This window comes from Vibrio sp. 99-8-1, assembly GCF_013114595.1.
GTDB lineage: Bacteria > Pseudomonadota > Gammaproteobacteria > Enterobacterales > Vibrionaceae > Vibrio.
The window spans coordinates 20368-35542 of record NZ_VTXE01000035.1 but is presented as its reverse complement, the minus strand read 5'-3'; the positions used below and the strand labels follow the sequence as shown (position 1 = coordinate 35542).

Sequence of the window (15175 nt, the reverse complement as noted above, 5' to 3'; positions counted from 1 at the left end):
TGATGTGGCACATGATTTTCGTTAAATGTTTCAATATAGGTAGCCGTTTTTTCAACACAAAATTTAGAGGTTGTTATGATTCAATTTCCAAATGACTTTTTATGGGGTGGCGCTATTGCAGCGAATCAAGTAGAAGGTGCGTATCAACAAGATGGTAAGGGATTATCGACTGCGGATATGTTGCCGAAAGGCATTCTGAATCCGCACGAATCTCGGGAAGAGCGTAACTCTGGCATTAAAGATATTGCGATAGATTTCTATCATCGTTATCCAGAAGATATTTCTCTATTCAATGAAATGGGTTTTAACTGCCTGCGCTTATCCATTGCATGGACTCGAATTTTTCCAAATGGCGATGAACTGGAACCGAATGAAGAAGGGTTGGCTTATTACGATGACATTTTCGATGAGCTTGCTAAGTACGATATCACTCCATTTGTCACTCTGTCTCACTATGAGATGCCTTATGCTTTAGTTGAGAATTATGGTGGTTGGTCTGACCGTAGGTTGATCGAGTTTTTTGAGCGATACGCTACAACTGTATTTCAACGTTACAAAGATAAAGTAAAGTTATGGCTGACATTTAACGAGATCAATATGTCATTGCATGCTCCTTTTACTGGTGTCGGTTTGCCAGAAGAGGCTGCGGAACAGCAAATTTATCAGGCGATTCATCACCAGTTGGTGGCAAGTGCTAAAGCAGTCAGTTTATGCCATTCAATTATCCCTGATGGAAGAATTGGTAACATGCTTTTAGGAGCCATTAATTACCCTCTTACTTGCAACCCAAGTGATGTAATCGCAGCAATGCATGAGAATAACAAGTGGTTGTTTTTTGGTGATGTGCAAACCAGAGGCAAATACCCTGGCTATATGCTGCGCTATTTTCGCGAAAACAATATCCATATCGAGATGCAAGATGATGATGTTAGAACCTTAGCTGATGCGTCTGTGGATTTTATTTCGTTTAGCTATTATGCCAGTGGTTGTGCAAGTGCTGATCCCAAGCATAAAGAGGTCGGTAATATCGTAGATAGTGTGCCAAACCCCTATTTGAATAAGAGTGAGTGGGGCTGGCTTATTGACCCCCAAGGCTTGCGTATCTTATTGAATTTTCTTTATGACCGTTATCAAAAGCCACTGTTTATTGTTGAGAACGGTTTAGGTGCCGTCGATGAGATTGACCACAATGGCGAAATTCACGATGACTATCGTATTCAATATTTAAATGATCATTTAGTTCAGGCAAGAGAAGCAGTTTTAGATGGTGTTGAACTAATGGGTTTTACAAGCTGGGGACCCATTGACCTTGTCGCGAATTCAACCGCAGAGATGAAAAAACGTTACGGATATATCTATGTTGATCGTCACGATGATGGCCTAGGTACACTAGAGCGTAAGCGTAAGAAGAGTTTTTATTGGTATCAAAGTGTTATCAAAACACAAGGTCAGTCTCTATGTGGTGAATAACATGGTTTGGCTACCTTACTGCTCTAACTGATAAACAAATAGAAGGCGAGCCAGTTGGTTCGTCTTTTGTCTGTTAGCCACTCATGTTGTCCTTAGATGGTGAGTGTTGTCCTTAATGGTGTCCTTAGTGGTTGTTGGCTGTCCTTAATGACGCTACAATTAGGCATCAGAACTATTGTTTATAAAGAATGATAGATAGTGTGTGATGGATAGAGCATGAAGATAAATCTAACCACTGTTGAGCAAGAGCTTAAACTAATTCTAAATGCGGTCAAAAGTGCAGACAAGCCTTTATCAAGAAGTGATGTCCGTTCTTTGTTGCCATTTGATATTAATGAGAAAACACTCCAAAGACGATTGCGAAAGTTGACAGACGAGTCTCAGATTGCCACTTCAGGTCAACGAAGCGCTGTTAAATATATGTCCCTAGTTAATACTAAGGACACAATAGCGTCATTGCGAAATGATAGGCTACGAGAAGATACGCCAGAATATGCGAATGATGCTCTGTTCTCACAACAGTCGCTAAAGAAGCTTAAGCATCTTGACACTCCATCCTATGCGCGCACCAAAGTGTCTTATGATGTGTCCTTAATTGATCGCTATATCCCTAATGAAACACGCTATGTATCGGAAGATATGGCGAGTCAACTTCACTCGCTAGGGAGACGCTTTAATAAAAAGCTTGCGGCCGGGACGTATGCTAAAGATATTGTACAAAGACTTCTAATCGATTTAACGTTTAACTCCAGTCGATTGGAGGGGAATACTTACTCTATTCTTGATACAGAAAAACTGCTGGATGGGGGAGAGCTTGCTAATGGTAAGTTCGATGAAGAAACCATTATGATCTTAAATCACAAAGAAGCGATTCTGTTTTTGATTGAGAATGCCGAAGAGCTTGCGGTAACCCCCTTTGTAATCAGAAATTTACATCAACTTTTATCGCAAGATCTGCTCCCTGATAGTTCAGCATGCGGTAAGGTCAGGCAGATTGAAGTTAATATCAGCAAAACGTCGTATATGCCGTTAAATGCACCGCAACAGCTAGAGGAATTGTTAACATTGTTGCTTAGAAAAGCGGAGAGAATTATCGATCCGTTTGAGCAATCATTCTTCTTGCTAATGCACTTGTCATATCTGCAAGCTTTTGAGGATGTAAATAAGCGCACTGCTCGACTAGGTTGTAATTTGCCATTTATCCAAGAAAATCTTTGTCCACTGAGCTTTGTGGATGTCCCTAAAGATGACTATATTAAGTCACTGATTTACTTCTATGAGACAGGTGATCATCAACCTGCGTTAGAAGTTTTTGCGTGGGCTTATCAGCGCTCAAGCCTTCAGTATGAGGTAGTTGAAAAATCTATTGGTGCGATTGACCCTTATCGAATTAAGTATCGTCGTGAAAGAAAACAGGTAATTGGTCAAATTATTAGAGCAATGATCGTGGGTGATGAAATAGAGCGTCATTTAGAGCAGTTTTGTGCTGAAAACACTATTCAAGATGCAGATAAGTTTATCTCTATTGCAACGGTTGAACTTGATAAGCTGCATAGTGGGGCGATTGTGTCTCTTGGTGTTACTGAGAGTCTGTTTTTTGCATGGAAAGAAAGGCAAGACTCAATAACAAATGAATGATGTGTTGACGCAGACTTCTCATGATGAGCGGTTTTTTTTCTTGTAAGGTTTATCCGCTGCGCTTTATTCTTTACACTTGCTCTCCAATAACAAATTAGCCAAAGGGACAACAAATGACAAAAGCAAAAATCGGTATAGTTACCGTCAGTGATCGAGCAAGCGCTGGTGTGTACGAAGACCTATCTGGTCAGTCAATTATTGACACGTTGAATGCCTATTTGATATCTGAATGGGAACCTGTCTACCAAGTGATCCCTGATGAGCAAGATATTATCGAAGCCACATTGATTAAAATGGCAGATCAACAAGAGTGTAGCCTGATAGTGACAACCGGAGGGACAGGGCCAGCTAAACGCGATGTAACTCCTGAAGCAACAGAAGCCGTTTGCGATCGTATGATGCCGGGGTTTGGTGAGCTTATGCGTGCGGAGTCTTTGAAATTTGTTCCTACCGCTATTTTGTCACGCCAAACCGCTGGTCTTCGCGATGATACTTTGATTGTAAACTTACCGGGAAAACCAAAGTCTATTCGCGAATGTCTGGACGCCGTGTTCCCTGCAATACCATACTGTATCGACCTAATGCATGGCCCTTATCTGGAATGCAATGAAGAGGTCATAAAACCTTTTCGTCCGAAACAGAAATAACCGATAGTAATTGCAGCATCATGTGCAGAATAGCCATCGGTTATCAATAGGTGCTAATTCAGTATCTGTTTTCTATTTAGAAAGCGCACGCTGTGATTGCCCTAACTCTTCTTTTTTATAACTGGAAAGCAGTGTTAAAAGAAATAGGGCGATTTCAGTGTTGGTGGCGTGATTTTCTGTTGAGTTATCGGCAACAGCACAAAGAATGAAGTCTTCTACTTGTTGATAGAAATCTGGGTTATTTAGATGAGACATAATGTTCTCCGGATGTAATTTTGCTAAATCACCATCCAAAGGGTCTAATCATTGGGTGGTGAACTGAACAAGGTTAGACCTACCGCACATCCGTAACGGCCAGCATATTGCTGCCTTGTCCAGCCCACCATAAATTTAAGGTACGCTGAAGCTGCACATAGAGTTCAGTAAAAACTGGCATCTATACACCGGATGTTAAAAGGCAGGGGTCTAATCCTGACACTGAATTGTGTCAGTGCTCGGCTAGGGTATAAAAATGTTGGTTTTGGTGCAATAAGAGTTTGATTTGTTTCTTTATTGATGGTTAAAAGGCGTCAGTATTGAGAGGTATTTTGAGGTGTCTGTCCCGAAACTATTACACGCTCGCTCTATAATGGTTGTTATCGAACTGAAGAAGGAATGCTGATGTTAAATGAAAACCATGCTTTTATTTTAGATTTTCCTGACCTGAAATTAGATATTGTTCAGCTCAATCACGACGATCCTACATTCAAAGCGGATCTTCAGCAGTACCATGAACTCGATTACGATATTCGTCAGCTTGAGATTTCAGGTAGTCCAATCGATGATGAGGCGATGCATGAACTTAAAGTTCAGCGTCTTGAGTTAAAGGATATGTTGTATAAACAACTTACTGAACACCATGAACAGGCAAAAGCGTAGCTGATTAGAGTTAGGTTACAACAAAGCCGGTTGTCGCGAGCATTGCGACAACCGGCTTTGTATATGTGGACTGTTACTAGTTAGAAACGCTTATGCTGCGCTTAATGTTTTTCTCTGGTGAGACAGGTATTCATTATAAGTGCCTTGGAAGCTAACCAGTTTTTTGTCTTTCACATCAATAATCGAGGTCGCCAGAGAGGAAACAAATTCACGGTCATGGCTTACGAAAATAAGAGTTCCTTGGTAGTTTTTCAGCGCTTCATTAAGAGCTTCAATCGCTTCCATATCCATATGGTTTGTTGGCTCATCCATAACCAGAACATTAATGTCCTGCATCATCAACTTACCAAACAGTAAACGGTTTTTCTCACCACCAGAACAGTTCTTCGCTAGCTTATTCGCATCGTCCGCAGTGAAAAGTAAACGACCCAAAATACCGCGTACCATCAAGTCATCGTGCTTAGGTGTGCGCCACTGTGATATCCAATCAAAGATAGTTAAATCGTTGTCAAAATCTGCGCTGCTATCCTGAGGGCAATAACCAATAGATGCGTTTTCTGACCATTTTACAACGCCATGCTTTTGCTCTAACTCTTGAACTAAACAGCGTAGCAAAGTGGTTTTGCCGACACCGTTTTCACCAATGACGGCTAAACGCGTTCCTGCTTCCAGAAGTAAGTTACCCTGTTCGAATAGCAGTTCGTCTTCAAATGCATGACCGAGATCTTGCAGCTCCAGTGCTTGACGATGCAGTTTCTTACCTTCACCAAAATTGATTGATGGGCTCACTCGGCTGGAGGACTTCACTTCATCTAACTTGATCTTATCCATCTTTTTAGCGCGGGAACTTGCTTGCTTAGCTTTAGATGCATTGGCACCGAATCGATTAACGAAATCTTGCAGCTCACTGATTTCCGCTGCTTTTTTAGCATTGCCGGCCAGTAATTGCTCGCGAATAAGACCTGATGCTTCAACGAAATACTCGTAGTTACCCGGGTAGATTCGAAGTTCACCGTAATCGATATCGGCCATATGTGTACATACAGAGTTTAAGAAGTGGCGATCGTGGGAAATGATGATCATGGTGCACTTACGCTGATTTAACTCTTCTGCCAGCCAGTTAATGGTATTGATATCCAAGTTGTTGGTTGGTTCGTCTAGCAACAAAATATCAGGGTTGGCAAAAAGTGCTTGTGCAAGTAGCACACGCAGTTTCCAACCCGGTGCCACTTGCTGCATTAAACCGAAATGTAACTCTTCTTCGATACCGGCTTGAATGAGGATATCTCCCGCACGACTTTCTGCGGTATAGCCGTCCATTTCTGCGAATTGACTTTCAAGCTCGGCAACCAGCATGCCGTCTTCTTCACTCATCTCTGGTAAAGAATAAATACGGTCACGTTCTTTTTTGATTTCCCATAACTTACTGTCACCCATGATTACGGCATCGATAACACTGTATTGCTCAAAAGCGAACTGGTCTTGGCTCAAAACACCAAGCTTTTGTCCCGGTGTAATAGAAACGTTGCCCGAACTTGGAGTGAGTGCGCCGCTAAGAATTTTCATGAAAGTTGATTTGCCACAGCCATTAGCGCCGATTAGACCATAACGGTTGCCGTTACCAAATTTAGCAGAAATGTTTTCAAATAAAGGCTCGGCGCCAAATTGCATGGTGATGTTAGCGGTTGAAATCAAGAAAGTATTCCTAAGTATTAAGACTGGTTAATCACTTAGTCAGTGATGCCAAATCAACAGAAGTTAAAGTACGGATTGATAGGCGGCGAATTATACAGGTTTCTTTAACAAAGAATAGATGTGAGATGTAAGTCACAGAAAATAGCTGTGTTAGCTATAGTTTCAACAGTTGCTTACCGAGTAGTCTCTCTTCATCGTGAAGAAATAGGCCTGAGCTGTTTAGAAAACAATCAACACTTTGTAAAGCTTGTCAGTTCGCGACATCGTATAGGAGAAAATAATGTCAAAACGCGTCAGTTCATCGTGTGAAAGAAACCAGCAGCCCATTTTCGAGCAGTTGTCTATTTACCTTAATAAAAGTAAACAGCTATTAGAAATTGGCTCTGGAACTGGGCAGCATGCTGTATTTTTTGCTGCGCAGCTGCCCCATGTAATTTGGCATACCAGTGATATGCCGGAAAATCACCCTAGTATCCGAACATGGATTTCAGAGTCTGGCTGTGAAAATATCTCGGAGCCAGTGGCTTTTAAAATCGGTCAGGACGAATGGCCTTGCGCTTCGGCTGATGCGGTTTTTACCGCAAATACCACCCATATAATGCAGATAGAAGAAGCTCAACTGATGATGGAAATGGTGGCTAAGCACCTTCCTCAAGGAGGTGTTTTTTGTCAGTATGGCCCGATGAAGGTCGATGGAGACTTCACCAGTGACAGTAATCGAGTATTTGATGAATCATTAAAGCAGAAAGGGTTTGGCGGCATTCGTGACATCGAACAACTTGCGAACTGGGGTAAGGGACTGGAGCTGAATGCGACAATAGCGATGCCAGCAAACAACTTCTTACTGGTGTGGAAGAAGTAATGAACTCGTTGAAGGTGATTTTTGCAAGATTGTGGAGCGTCTAAAAGGCAGCTGTGCTTCTAAAAAGGTAACCGTGTGAAGCACGACAATTTGGAGAGCCACTTAGGCTTTATTGGCAAATAATCTGGTAAATAGACAGTCGGAAATTGTATTACTTGGATTGTCATTAAGATAATACCATATCCAGATGATAATAAATTGATATTGTCATTTGGATAAATATATTTAAAGGTACAGCTTAACTCATTGATATTATACAAGTATAAAGTTGGCATAAGGATTGTAATAGGGGAGGGTCTAATTTAACTAAAGGACCCGAAAATGACGAAACAAAAATTTTCTCTGATAGCATTGGTCATCGTATGTATTACATCGTTTGCCATCTTGCTCAGTCTGGGAAGCGAAATTTATAGGGAAGCCCCACCTATTCCAACGGTTGTAAAATCGACAAGCGGCGACGTAATCTTTACCGAAAAAGACATTCAAGATGGACAACTGGTTTGGCGAACAATGGGAGGTCATCAGTTAGGTTCTATCTGGGGACATGGCTCTTATATCGCGCCAGATTGGACTGCTGACTGGGTTCATCGCGAGTCTGAAATATGGTTGGATCTTGCTGCACAATCTCAGTTTTTAAAACCACTCTCGCAGCTAGATACATTCGAAAGAGCCTCTTTAGAGAGTAAGTTAAGAGATGATATTCGACCAAATCAGTTTAATCCAGAAACGGGTGTTTTAACCGTTTCGGACCTACGTGCCAAATCAATTATTGAGTTACAACAGTACTATGTCGGCCTGTTTGGAGATGATCCAACATTCCAGCCGACACGGGAAGATTACGCCATGAAAGAAGGCACGATCTCGACGGAACAAAATCGAGAAAAGCTTTCTGCCTTCTTTTTCTGGGGGGCTTGGGCTGCGGTAACAGAACGTCCGGGAGAGAACTACACCTATACAAACAATTGGCCGTTTGATCCTGTCGTGGGTAACACGCCAACGTCAAACAATATTGTCTGGTCGATTCTGAGTATTGTTTTTCTTATTGCGGGTGTTGGTGCGCTGGCGTGGTATCACGCATCTTTAAAGCAGCACGATCTTCCGGCATACCCAAAAACGGATCCGTTATTTGGGATTAAACCAACCCCTTCTCAAAAAGCGCTGGCGAAATACTTTTATACCGCAGTAGGGTTATTTCTTCTTCAAGTTGTTCTCGGCGGTATTACTGCTCACTACGCTGTTGAAGGGCAGGATTTCTACGGAATACCGTTGGCTGAAATATTACCTTACTCTGTCACTCGTACTTGGCATACTCAACTTGCGGTATTCTGGATTGCAACCGCTTGGTTGGGGACAGGGCTCTACATTGCGCCTGCACTTTCTAATTATGAACCAAAGTTCCAACGTATTGGTGTCAATGTGCTTTGGGTTGCGTTGGTCATCGTCGTGCTAGGCTCAATGGCCGGAGAATGGATGGCTGTTCAGCAGTACTTCGATATTGATACCAGCTATTGGTTAGGACATCAGGGCCAAGAGTATATTGACCTAGGGCGTGTCTGGCAGATACTTCTGCTGGTTGGGTTGCTGATTTGGCTTGCATTGGTAACCGCTGCTATTCGTCCTGCATTGACTAAAGATGGCGAAATGAAGCCTGTAATATGGGTTTTATACGCATCTTGTGTGGCTATCGGACTCTTTTACGGTGCGGGTTTATTCCAAGGTAAACATACCAACCTAGCAATTGCAGAATACTGGCGCTGGTGGGTGGTTCATTTATGGGTAGAAGGTTTCTTTGAAACGTTTGCCACCTCAGTAATCGCATTAATGTTTGTTCGCCTTGGTTTAGTACGCGCACAATCTGCCAACAGTGCCGTGCTGTTTGCTACGGTCGTGTTCCTGACGGGTGGCCTTTTAGGCACCTTGCATCACCTATATTTCACCGGTACACCGACTTCTGTCATTGCATGGGGCTCAATGTTCTCGGCACTTGAAGTGGTACCACTTGCGCTTATTGGATTTGAAGCGGTAGAGACTTACCGAATGCGCAAATCAGCAGTATGGATGGCACGTTATAAGTGGGCAATCATGTTCTTTGTCGCAACCGCTTTTTGGAACTTAGTTGGTGCAGGGATTTTAGGTTTCCTCATCAATCCACCTATCGCGCTTTACTATATTCAAGGGCTTAACACCACTGCAACCCACGCTCATGGTGCCTTTATGGGTGTTTATGGAATGCTCGGTATCGGTCTAATGCTTACCTGTCTGCGTGGCCTGTCTTCAGATACCGTTCACTGGGATGATAAATTGCTTAAATGGTCATTTTGGACGCTTAATATTGGTCTTGCCGCGATGATTTTTATGTCTCTACTTCCTGTTGGCATCATTCAGTTCTTTGCCGTGATTGAACATGGTTATTGGTATGCGCGTTCTCCAGCTGTGATTCATAGTGAGTTGGTTGAAATGTTCGTATGGCTGCGTATGCCGGGAGATATTCTGTTTGGTCTTGGTGGTCTATTCTTAGCGGGGTTCTTTGCAAAGTTATTACTGGCATTTATGGGGAACAAATCTTCAAAACAGGCCGTGACAAGTTAATTACATTGAATTCCATCAACAAACAGATTGGATAAACAAACACACTTAATATGCAGTCTTTGATTATCAACCCTAGCGACAGACATATTGTTTGGCTAGCGAAAGTAATCAAAGGCTGCATTTTGTTGGTTTTGAATTGATTGACTTTGAGTTGATTAGTTTTGAGTTGATTCGTTTCGAATAGCTTAGTTTCAAATAATCTGGATTCTAACGGTTTAGAATAGTCCCAGCTCAATGCTTAATTGATAAACTAAAGCAGGCAGATAAGAAACAAACATAGAGCCGAGCGCAAGACCACCTAGGGCAATAGAGTACTTTATGATAACGATGACAAACTTCATTTATGCTTTCCTTTCCCAGTAGTTTTCAGAACTAAAATGACCGGTTTTACTCCGGCGGTGTTTTTGAAACCCAAGTTGGTTCAAGGTTGTACTGGTAGATTTAACCATGTCTGGATTTCCACACAAATATATGAAGCTTTGGTCTTTGTTGAGTTGTAGACAAGCGGCTTTTTCTAGCTCTCTGTTATTGAGCAGTTGTGGAATTCTTCCGGATAACATCCCATCTATTGTCTCTCTGGAAACAATAGGAACATACTTAAATTTTCCGGGATGTTTACTTAACAGCTGGTTTATCTCATTTTGATACACCAAATCTTCAAAATGCCTCACAGCGTGTACTAGGGTCTGTTGATCTTTCGAGAACAGATTTTGTTCAATCTGAAAGCGGTTTGAGCAAGGCATGAGGAGAGCAGCATAGTTATTCTATGTAAGCGACTCATAACATAGCTCAAGGTGTTTTCAGATGAACCCTTCGGGCAGCGTTTGTTGGCACTTTCTACTGCGTTATCACCTGATTTGTGTAGATGACTACACTGCATAGGTGCTGCCTTGTATAAAGCACCAACAAACTGCGGCAAAAATAGTCGCGAAAGGTCAACAGACCCTAATACCAAGTGGTTAAAACGGTAGGTTATTTTGCGATCATTCAACATTGAAAGAAATGGCCCGATAGCGGTTCCCGTTGATATTAACCATAAATCTCTAGCATCCAATGGGATTTCATCCAGCGTCATAAAACCTGCTCCTTGACGGCCAATGAACACTTCATCCCCCGGTGTGAGCGAATGTAAAAGGGGAGACAAGCTTCCGTTTGAATCGGCAACAATTAAGAACTCGAGCTCTCCTGATTTTAGGTGGCTATCCGGATGGTTAACAAATGAGTACGCTCTTCGAATCAGCTCTCCTTTGTTATTAAACATGGCTAGCTTGGTAAATTGCCCCGCTTTATATTTGGTGTTGGGGGAGTGTACCGTCAGTGTAAACAGCGAGTCAGTCCATGCCTTATTACGGGTGACTCGTGCAGAAATAAGAGTGCTTAATTGGTTGTTCATTACTTTTTCCTCTTGAATCAGTGGCAAGTGGTTGTATTGATCTTGGTGCAGAAACAGTGCCAATTATTATCTTGCTCAAATTCAACGGGTTACTGAGGTTTTAATTGTTTTGTTGTCATTTAGATAATTAAAAATACTTGTCGATATGCTAATGTCTATTGTCATAGAGATAATTTTTTTAGAGAGGATTTACGTTTATGGTTCAAGTAGGCAAAGAGTGGGTACAGGTCGCGCTTGATATAACCTCTGGTATTTCTGATCAGGACAGGTTTGACCGGTTGCTTTCAACGATTCGGCATACACTCAAATGTGATGCCTCCGCATTGTTGCTTTTTCGTGACCAACAATTTGTTCCTCTCGCAATCAATGGGCTAAGTGAAGATGTGTTAGGGCGGCGTTTTGATATTGAACAACACCCGAGACTTGAAGCGATAGCGAGAGCGGGGGATGTGGTTCGTTTTCCTCCTGACAGCGACTTACCTGACCCTTACGACGGCCTTATTGCGAACCATGATGAAGATCTTAAAGTCCACTCTTGTATCGGTTTACCGCTTATGCTGGAAGAGCGTTTGATTGGGGCGGTCACCATTGATGCCTTTGACCCGAAGCAATTTGATAGTTTTAAAAATGATGACCTTCGTATTGTAAGCGCACTGGCTGCGAGTAGCCTGAATACTGCGTTGCTGATGGATCAGCTAGAGAAATCTGCTGGAGTTGAGGTACATGTCCCTAGACGGTCTAGAAAGTTAAGCGCTCAAGGGGAAATCATTGGACAGTCTCCTTCGATGTTAGAGCTTAAAGCTCATATTGATGCCGTTGCTGATACTGACCTGTCTGTACTGATCATGGGAGAGACGGGAGTGGGTAAGGAACTCGTAGCGAATGCGCTGCATGCACAATCCAGACGCTCGAAACATCCTCTTGTTTATTTAAACTGTGCCGCTTTGCCGGAGTCGGTTGCCGAAAGTGAACTGTTTGGGCATATTAAAGGCGCTTTTACCGGAGCCATCAGTAACCGTAAAGGCAAATTTGAACTGGCAGATAACGGCACACTATTTTTAGATGAAGTTGGCGAGTTGTCACTTCAGTTACAGGCTAAACTGCTTCGAGCCCTTCAGTATGGTGACATACAACGAGTGGGGGAAGACCGAAACATTAAAGTGAATGTTCGTATCATTGCGGCGACCAATCGGGTGATGCATGAGGAAGTAAAAGAGGGTAATTTCCGAGCCGATTTGTATCACCGTTTGAGTGTCTTTCCGATATTTGTGCCGCCACTGAGAGAGCGTGAAAAAGATCTTATATTACTCGCCGGCTTTTTTGCGGAACGCTGTGCGCATAAACTCGGCATTGCGAATATTAATTTGGCGGCAACGACGCTAAATGTTATTCAAAGCTATACTTGGCCGGGCAATGTGCGCGAACTGGAGCATGCCATTAACAGAGCGTCCGTGATTGCAAAATCCATTAGCCATTCAGATCGAATCACTTTGCAACCGAATCATTTCAACTTATCTGCTGATGTGTTTTCTCCTCAGTCTATTAACACTGTGGCGGAGAAATCAGTACCAACGGACATGACTGAATATCGAGATTTTGGTTTAAAAGAAGCGTTGGATCATTTTCAGACTCAACTGGTACAGAGTGCTTATTTAGAAAACAATAAAAACTTAAGTGCCACAGCAAAGCAGTTGAAAGTTAACTCGCCGAACTTGCACCGATTAATGAAGCGTTTAAATTTAAAGTAGTATTGAACTGCGAAAATAGACATTATCAAAAAGATAATATGATGTCATATTGATTGCCCTGCATGTGTTATCAATATGACACCATATGCTTGTATGTTGTTTATTTTCAGTGAGTTATGTTCTGGCATGATAGTTGTTATGTTTAATAGAAAGGCTATTTATCATGTGAAGGTAGCGAACCATTTATTCGTACCGTAGAGGAGCGCTAATGTACTTAGAAGTTAAACTGTTTCACCTTTTTACCGTAGTCACTAGCGTCTTATTGTACCTCTATCGATTCCTGAAATATTATCGACAGCAACAGGTACCTGAGATACCACGGCTGCTTAAGCGTATCCCACATATTAACGACACGTTATTGCTCAGTAGCGGTATAGCTTTGATATCAATCACGGGTTTTACTCCATTTACGGCTAGCGCCCCTTGGTTGACTTATAAACTTTTCGCTGTTGTCTTCTATATTTTGTGCGGATTTTGGTCAACAAATCGATCGGCAAGTTTAGCCAGTAGAGTTTTCTTTTTTATTGCTGCACTAAGCTGGCTAGTGGTTATATTTGGCCTCGCGGTCAGTAAAAATCCGAGCCTGTTTGGTATGGGGTAACGGATTAATCGAAGGAATGGCATCCCCCTTTCGGGATTATCTGTATATAATTATCTCTGCATCAAAGCGAGTTTACGTGATAAGTTAGCCAGCTTTAGCTTATGCGATTTAGGCGGGATGCGTGACGCTAGGCATTTTTTAGGATGGTGGATCTATGAAGTTGAAACACATTATATTGCTTATATTGACTCATTTATCTGTGGGGGTATTCGGGGTAGGCTTGGGTATTTATTTGCTGCCAATTCTTATTGCGCCAACATCACCCACGGAGTCAGAAGTTACTCAGTTATCTTCTCAAGCGCAGTATTCTGCTACTTTTAAAAAAGACCTCAAAGATAGCGATACCTTTCACTGGGGTGAAGGTGAGGTTTCCATAAGTTCAGATTACATCACACTAAGTGGCAACCTAGCACCGGGTCCTGACTACAAGCTTTACCTATCTACTGAGTTTGTTGAAACTGAAGCGGAGTTTAATCGGTTGAAAGCGAACATGGCTTTTGTAGGCAATGTAAAAACCTTTGAAAATTTCGCGGTTAACGTTCCTCAAGATATTGACCTATCTCGCTATAATACAGTCATTGTGTGGTGTGAGACATTTGGCGAGTTTATTACATCCGCCAAGTACCAATAGTAGTAGCGTTACACCATTAAAACTTTTTCTCTCACTCCCATGCTACGCGTGGGAGTGCATATTGAATATCACTCACCTCTATCAAAGAAGGCCACCACACTCCTCGCAAAATATTACCGTTTCATTTAATCTATAGTAAAAATATATTGAATTCATTGATTAATATAAATATTGAGGGGTTATGAAAGGGAAGAGAAATACAAGTTTAATCATCATACTTATTGTTTTAATATTTGCTGTAGTAGGTTTAACCAAGAATTATTTAATTGACTCGATTACTGATAGTGTAACTATTGTCACCGCTATAGTTGGTGTTATTGCAATCTGGTATCAATTGAAGAAAGACCATGATGTATCTAAAGCTGAGTTTGTTATCAACCTAAACAATACCTTTCACGACAATGAAAAAATAGTCTACATCTACGAAAAATTTAAGTCCAACAGAGATAAGAACTCGATTGAAGTCACCGAAGAAGATGGTAGAACCATGGGTGACTACATTATGTTTTTCCAAATGGTTAATTACTTGGTTAAAGAAAACATTGTTAATATATCCATGATAGATGAGTTATTTGCCAATAAGTTTTTCATCTTTGTTAATAACCATTGGGTACAGAAGTATCAGTTGGTTTATAGCATGATTAATATGCCAGTATTGGAGCTATATGAAACTTGGTTCAATTATAGGCTATCAACGAAAAAGCCCATTCTCTATAAGGATAAGCAACTTCATATTGAGCTAGGCGAACAGTTTAATGTTAAAAAGAATGGCAGAATTCAACTCAAGAAAGACCATTTAAAGGGTTACGATATGTGATCAGAACTGATACAAGCACAGACTCAAACAGCCTATCTCGCTCATGCCCTATTTTGCGTTAACCTAATTATTCAGTGGCAGATTCTGCCACTGAAATCACCATACTTATGCTCATTGTGAATAGTAGATTTCTCTCGCTATTCAAGGAAACAATCAAGACAGGCAT

Annotated in this window: 15 protein-coding genes; 10 read left to right on the top strand and 5 right to left on the bottom strand. The window is 41.7% G+C overall.

Annotated features, from left to right (window positions below):
- Positions 1-75: 75 nt before the first annotated feature.
- From ascB to mog, 3 genes are all read left to right on the top strand, one after another.
- Positions 76-1470: a 6-phospho-beta-glucosidase gene (ascB, locus tag F0227_RS17610; protein WP_171754556.1), complete on the top strand. Its 1395-nt coding sequence runs from the start codon at positions 76-78 to the stop codon at positions 1468-1470.
- Between the two features lie 216 nt (positions 1471-1686).
- Positions 1687-3108 carry a Fic family protein gene (locus F0227_RS17605; RefSeq protein WP_171754555.1) on the top strand — a complete coding sequence of 474 codons (1422 nt, stop codon included), beginning with the start codon at positions 1687-1689 and terminating at the stop codon, positions 3106-3108.
- Positions 3109-3221: 113 nt separating this feature from the next.
- Positions 3222-3755, top strand: a complete 534-nt coding sequence (mog, locus tag F0227_RS17600) for a molybdopterin adenylyltransferase (RefSeq protein WP_171754554.1) — start codon at positions 3222-3224, stop codon at positions 3753-3755.
- A gap of 72 nt (positions 3756-3827) precedes the next feature.
- Here the strand turns inward: mog and F0227_RS17595 are convergent, their stop codons facing one another.
- The gene (locus F0227_RS17595) at positions 3828-4010 is read right to left on the bottom strand and encodes a hypothetical protein (RefSeq protein WP_171754553.1); all 183 of its coding nucleotides are present in this window, start codon (positions 4008-4010) and stop codon (positions 3828-3830) included.
- A 405-nt stretch (positions 4011-4415) separates the two neighbouring features.
- On the opposite strand from F0227_RS17595, the gene F0227_RS17590 reads away from it, so the two are divergent.
- Positions 4416-4673, top strand: a complete 258-nt coding sequence (locus F0227_RS17590; RefSeq protein WP_171754552.1) for a YdcH family protein — start codon at positions 4416-4418, stop codon at positions 4671-4673.
- Positions 4674-4763: 90 nt separating this feature from the next.
- Here F0227_RS17590 and F0227_RS17585 read toward each other — a convergent pair whose 3' ends face one another.
- Entirely contained in the window at positions 4764-6368 is a 1605-nt protein-coding gene (locus F0227_RS17585) for an ABC-F family ATPase (RefSeq protein WP_171754551.1), read from the bottom strand.
- A gap of 280 nt (positions 6369-6648) precedes the next feature.
- Between F0227_RS17585 and F0227_RS17580 the strand changes: the two genes are divergently transcribed.
- Both F0227_RS17580 and F0227_RS17575 read left to right on the top strand, forming a co-directional pair.
- On the top strand, positions 6649-7230 hold the full coding sequence (locus tag F0227_RS17580) for a DUF938 domain-containing protein (protein WP_171754550.1): 582 nt from the start codon (positions 6649-6651) through the stop codon (positions 7228-7230).
- A 321-nt stretch (positions 7231-7551) separates the two neighbouring features.
- Positions 7552-9819: a nitric-oxide reductase large subunit gene (locus F0227_RS17575; RefSeq protein WP_171754549.1), complete on the top strand. Its 2268-nt coding sequence runs from the start codon at positions 7552-7554 to the stop codon at positions 9817-9819.
- A 215-nt stretch (positions 9820-10034) separates the two neighbouring features.
- Here F0227_RS17575 and F0227_RS22050 read toward each other — a convergent pair whose 3' ends face one another.
- The 3 genes from F0227_RS22050 to F0227_RS21855 are packed head-to-tail and all read right to left on the bottom strand — an operon-like array spanning position 10035 to position 11212.
- The gene (locus tag F0227_RS22050; RefSeq protein WP_301338376.1) at positions 10035-10160 is read right to left on the bottom strand and encodes a hypothetical protein; all 126 of its coding nucleotides are present in this window, start codon (positions 10158-10160) and stop codon (positions 10035-10037) included.
- Entirely contained in the window at positions 10161-10490 is a 330-nt protein-coding gene (locus F0227_RS17570) for a hypothetical protein (protein ID WP_345775813.1), read from the bottom strand.
- An 8-nt stretch (positions 10491-10498) separates the two neighbouring features.
- On the bottom strand, positions 10499-11212 hold the full coding sequence (locus F0227_RS21855; RefSeq protein WP_216613466.1) for an FAD-binding oxidoreductase: 714 nt from the start codon (positions 11210-11212) through the stop codon (positions 10499-10501).
- Between the two features lie 197 nt (positions 11213-11409).
- On the opposite strand from F0227_RS21855, the gene norR reads away from it, so the two are divergent.
- From norR to F0227_RS17545, 4 genes are all read left to right on the top strand, one after another.
- Positions 11410-12960 (top strand): nitric oxide reductase transcriptional regulator NorR, encoded by a 1551-nt coding sequence (gene norR, locus F0227_RS17560; RefSeq protein ID WP_171754547.1) that lies wholly within the window; start codon positions 11410-11412, stop codon positions 12958-12960.
- A gap of 208 nt (positions 12961-13168) precedes the next feature.
- A complete protein-coding gene (locus F0227_RS17555) occupies positions 13169-13561 on the top strand; it encodes a SirB2 family protein (protein WP_171754546.1) in 393 nt (130 codons plus the stop codon).
- A gap of 154 nt (positions 13562-13715) precedes the next feature.
- Positions 13716-14192, top strand: coding sequence for a DM13 domain-containing protein (locus tag F0227_RS17550; protein ID WP_171754545.1), 477 nt, complete (start codon positions 13716-13718; stop codon positions 14190-14192).
- A 181-nt stretch (positions 14193-14373) separates the two neighbouring features.
- The gene (locus F0227_RS17545; protein ID WP_171754544.1) at positions 14374-15009 is read left to right on the top strand and encodes a hypothetical protein; all 636 of its coding nucleotides are present in this window, start codon (positions 14374-14376) and stop codon (positions 15007-15009) included.
- The last annotated feature ends 166 nt before the right edge of the window (positions 15010-15175 follow it).

Bases quoted from the DNA above. Each gene is read 5' to 3' on its own strand.
- ascB (WP_171754556.1), top strand. From the start codon at position 76: ATGATTCAATTTCCAAATGACTTTTTATGGGGTGGCGCTATTGCAGCG.
- F0227_RS17605 (WP_171754555.1), top strand. From the start codon at position 1,687: ATGAAGATAAATCTAACCACTGTTGAGCAAGAGCTTAAACTAATTCTA.
- mog (WP_171754554.1), top strand. From the start codon at position 3,222: ATGACAAAAGCAAAAATCGGTATAGTTACCGTCAGTGATCGAGCAAGC.
- F0227_RS17595 (WP_171754553.1), bottom strand. From the start codon at position 4,010: ATGTCTCATCTAAATAACCCAGATTTCTATCAACAAGTAGAAGACTTC.
- F0227_RS17590 (WP_171754552.1), top strand. From the start codon at position 4,416: ATGTTAAATGAAAACCATGCTTTTATTTTAGATTTTCCTGACCTGAAA.
- F0227_RS17580 (WP_171754550.1), top strand. From the start codon at position 6,649: ATGTCAAAACGCGTCAGTTCATCGTGTGAAAGAAACCAGCAGCCCATT.
- F0227_RS17575 (WP_171754549.1), top strand. From the start codon at position 7,552: ATGACGAAACAAAAATTTTCTCTGATAGCATTGGTCATCGTATGTATT.
- F0227_RS22050 (WP_301338376.1), bottom strand. From the start codon at position 10,160: ATGAAGTTTGTCATCGTTATCATAAAGTACTCTATTGCCCTAGGTGGT.
- F0227_RS21855 (WP_216613466.1), bottom strand. From the start codon at position 11,212: ATGAACAACCAATTAAGCACTCTTATTTCTGCACGAGTCACCCGTAAT.
- norR (WP_171754547.1), top strand. From the start codon at position 11,410: ATGGTTCAAGTAGGCAAAGAGTGGGTACAGGTCGCGCTTGATATAACC.
- F0227_RS17555 (WP_171754546.1), top strand. From the start codon at position 13,169: ATGTACTTAGAAGTTAAACTGTTTCACCTTTTTACCGTAGTCACTAGC.
- F0227_RS17550 (WP_171754545.1), top strand. From the start codon at position 13,716: ATGAAGTTGAAACACATTATATTGCTTATATTGACTCATTTATCTGTG.
- F0227_RS17545 (WP_171754544.1), top strand. From the start codon at position 14,374: ATGAAAGGGAAGAGAAATACAAGTTTAATCATCATACTTATTGTTTTA.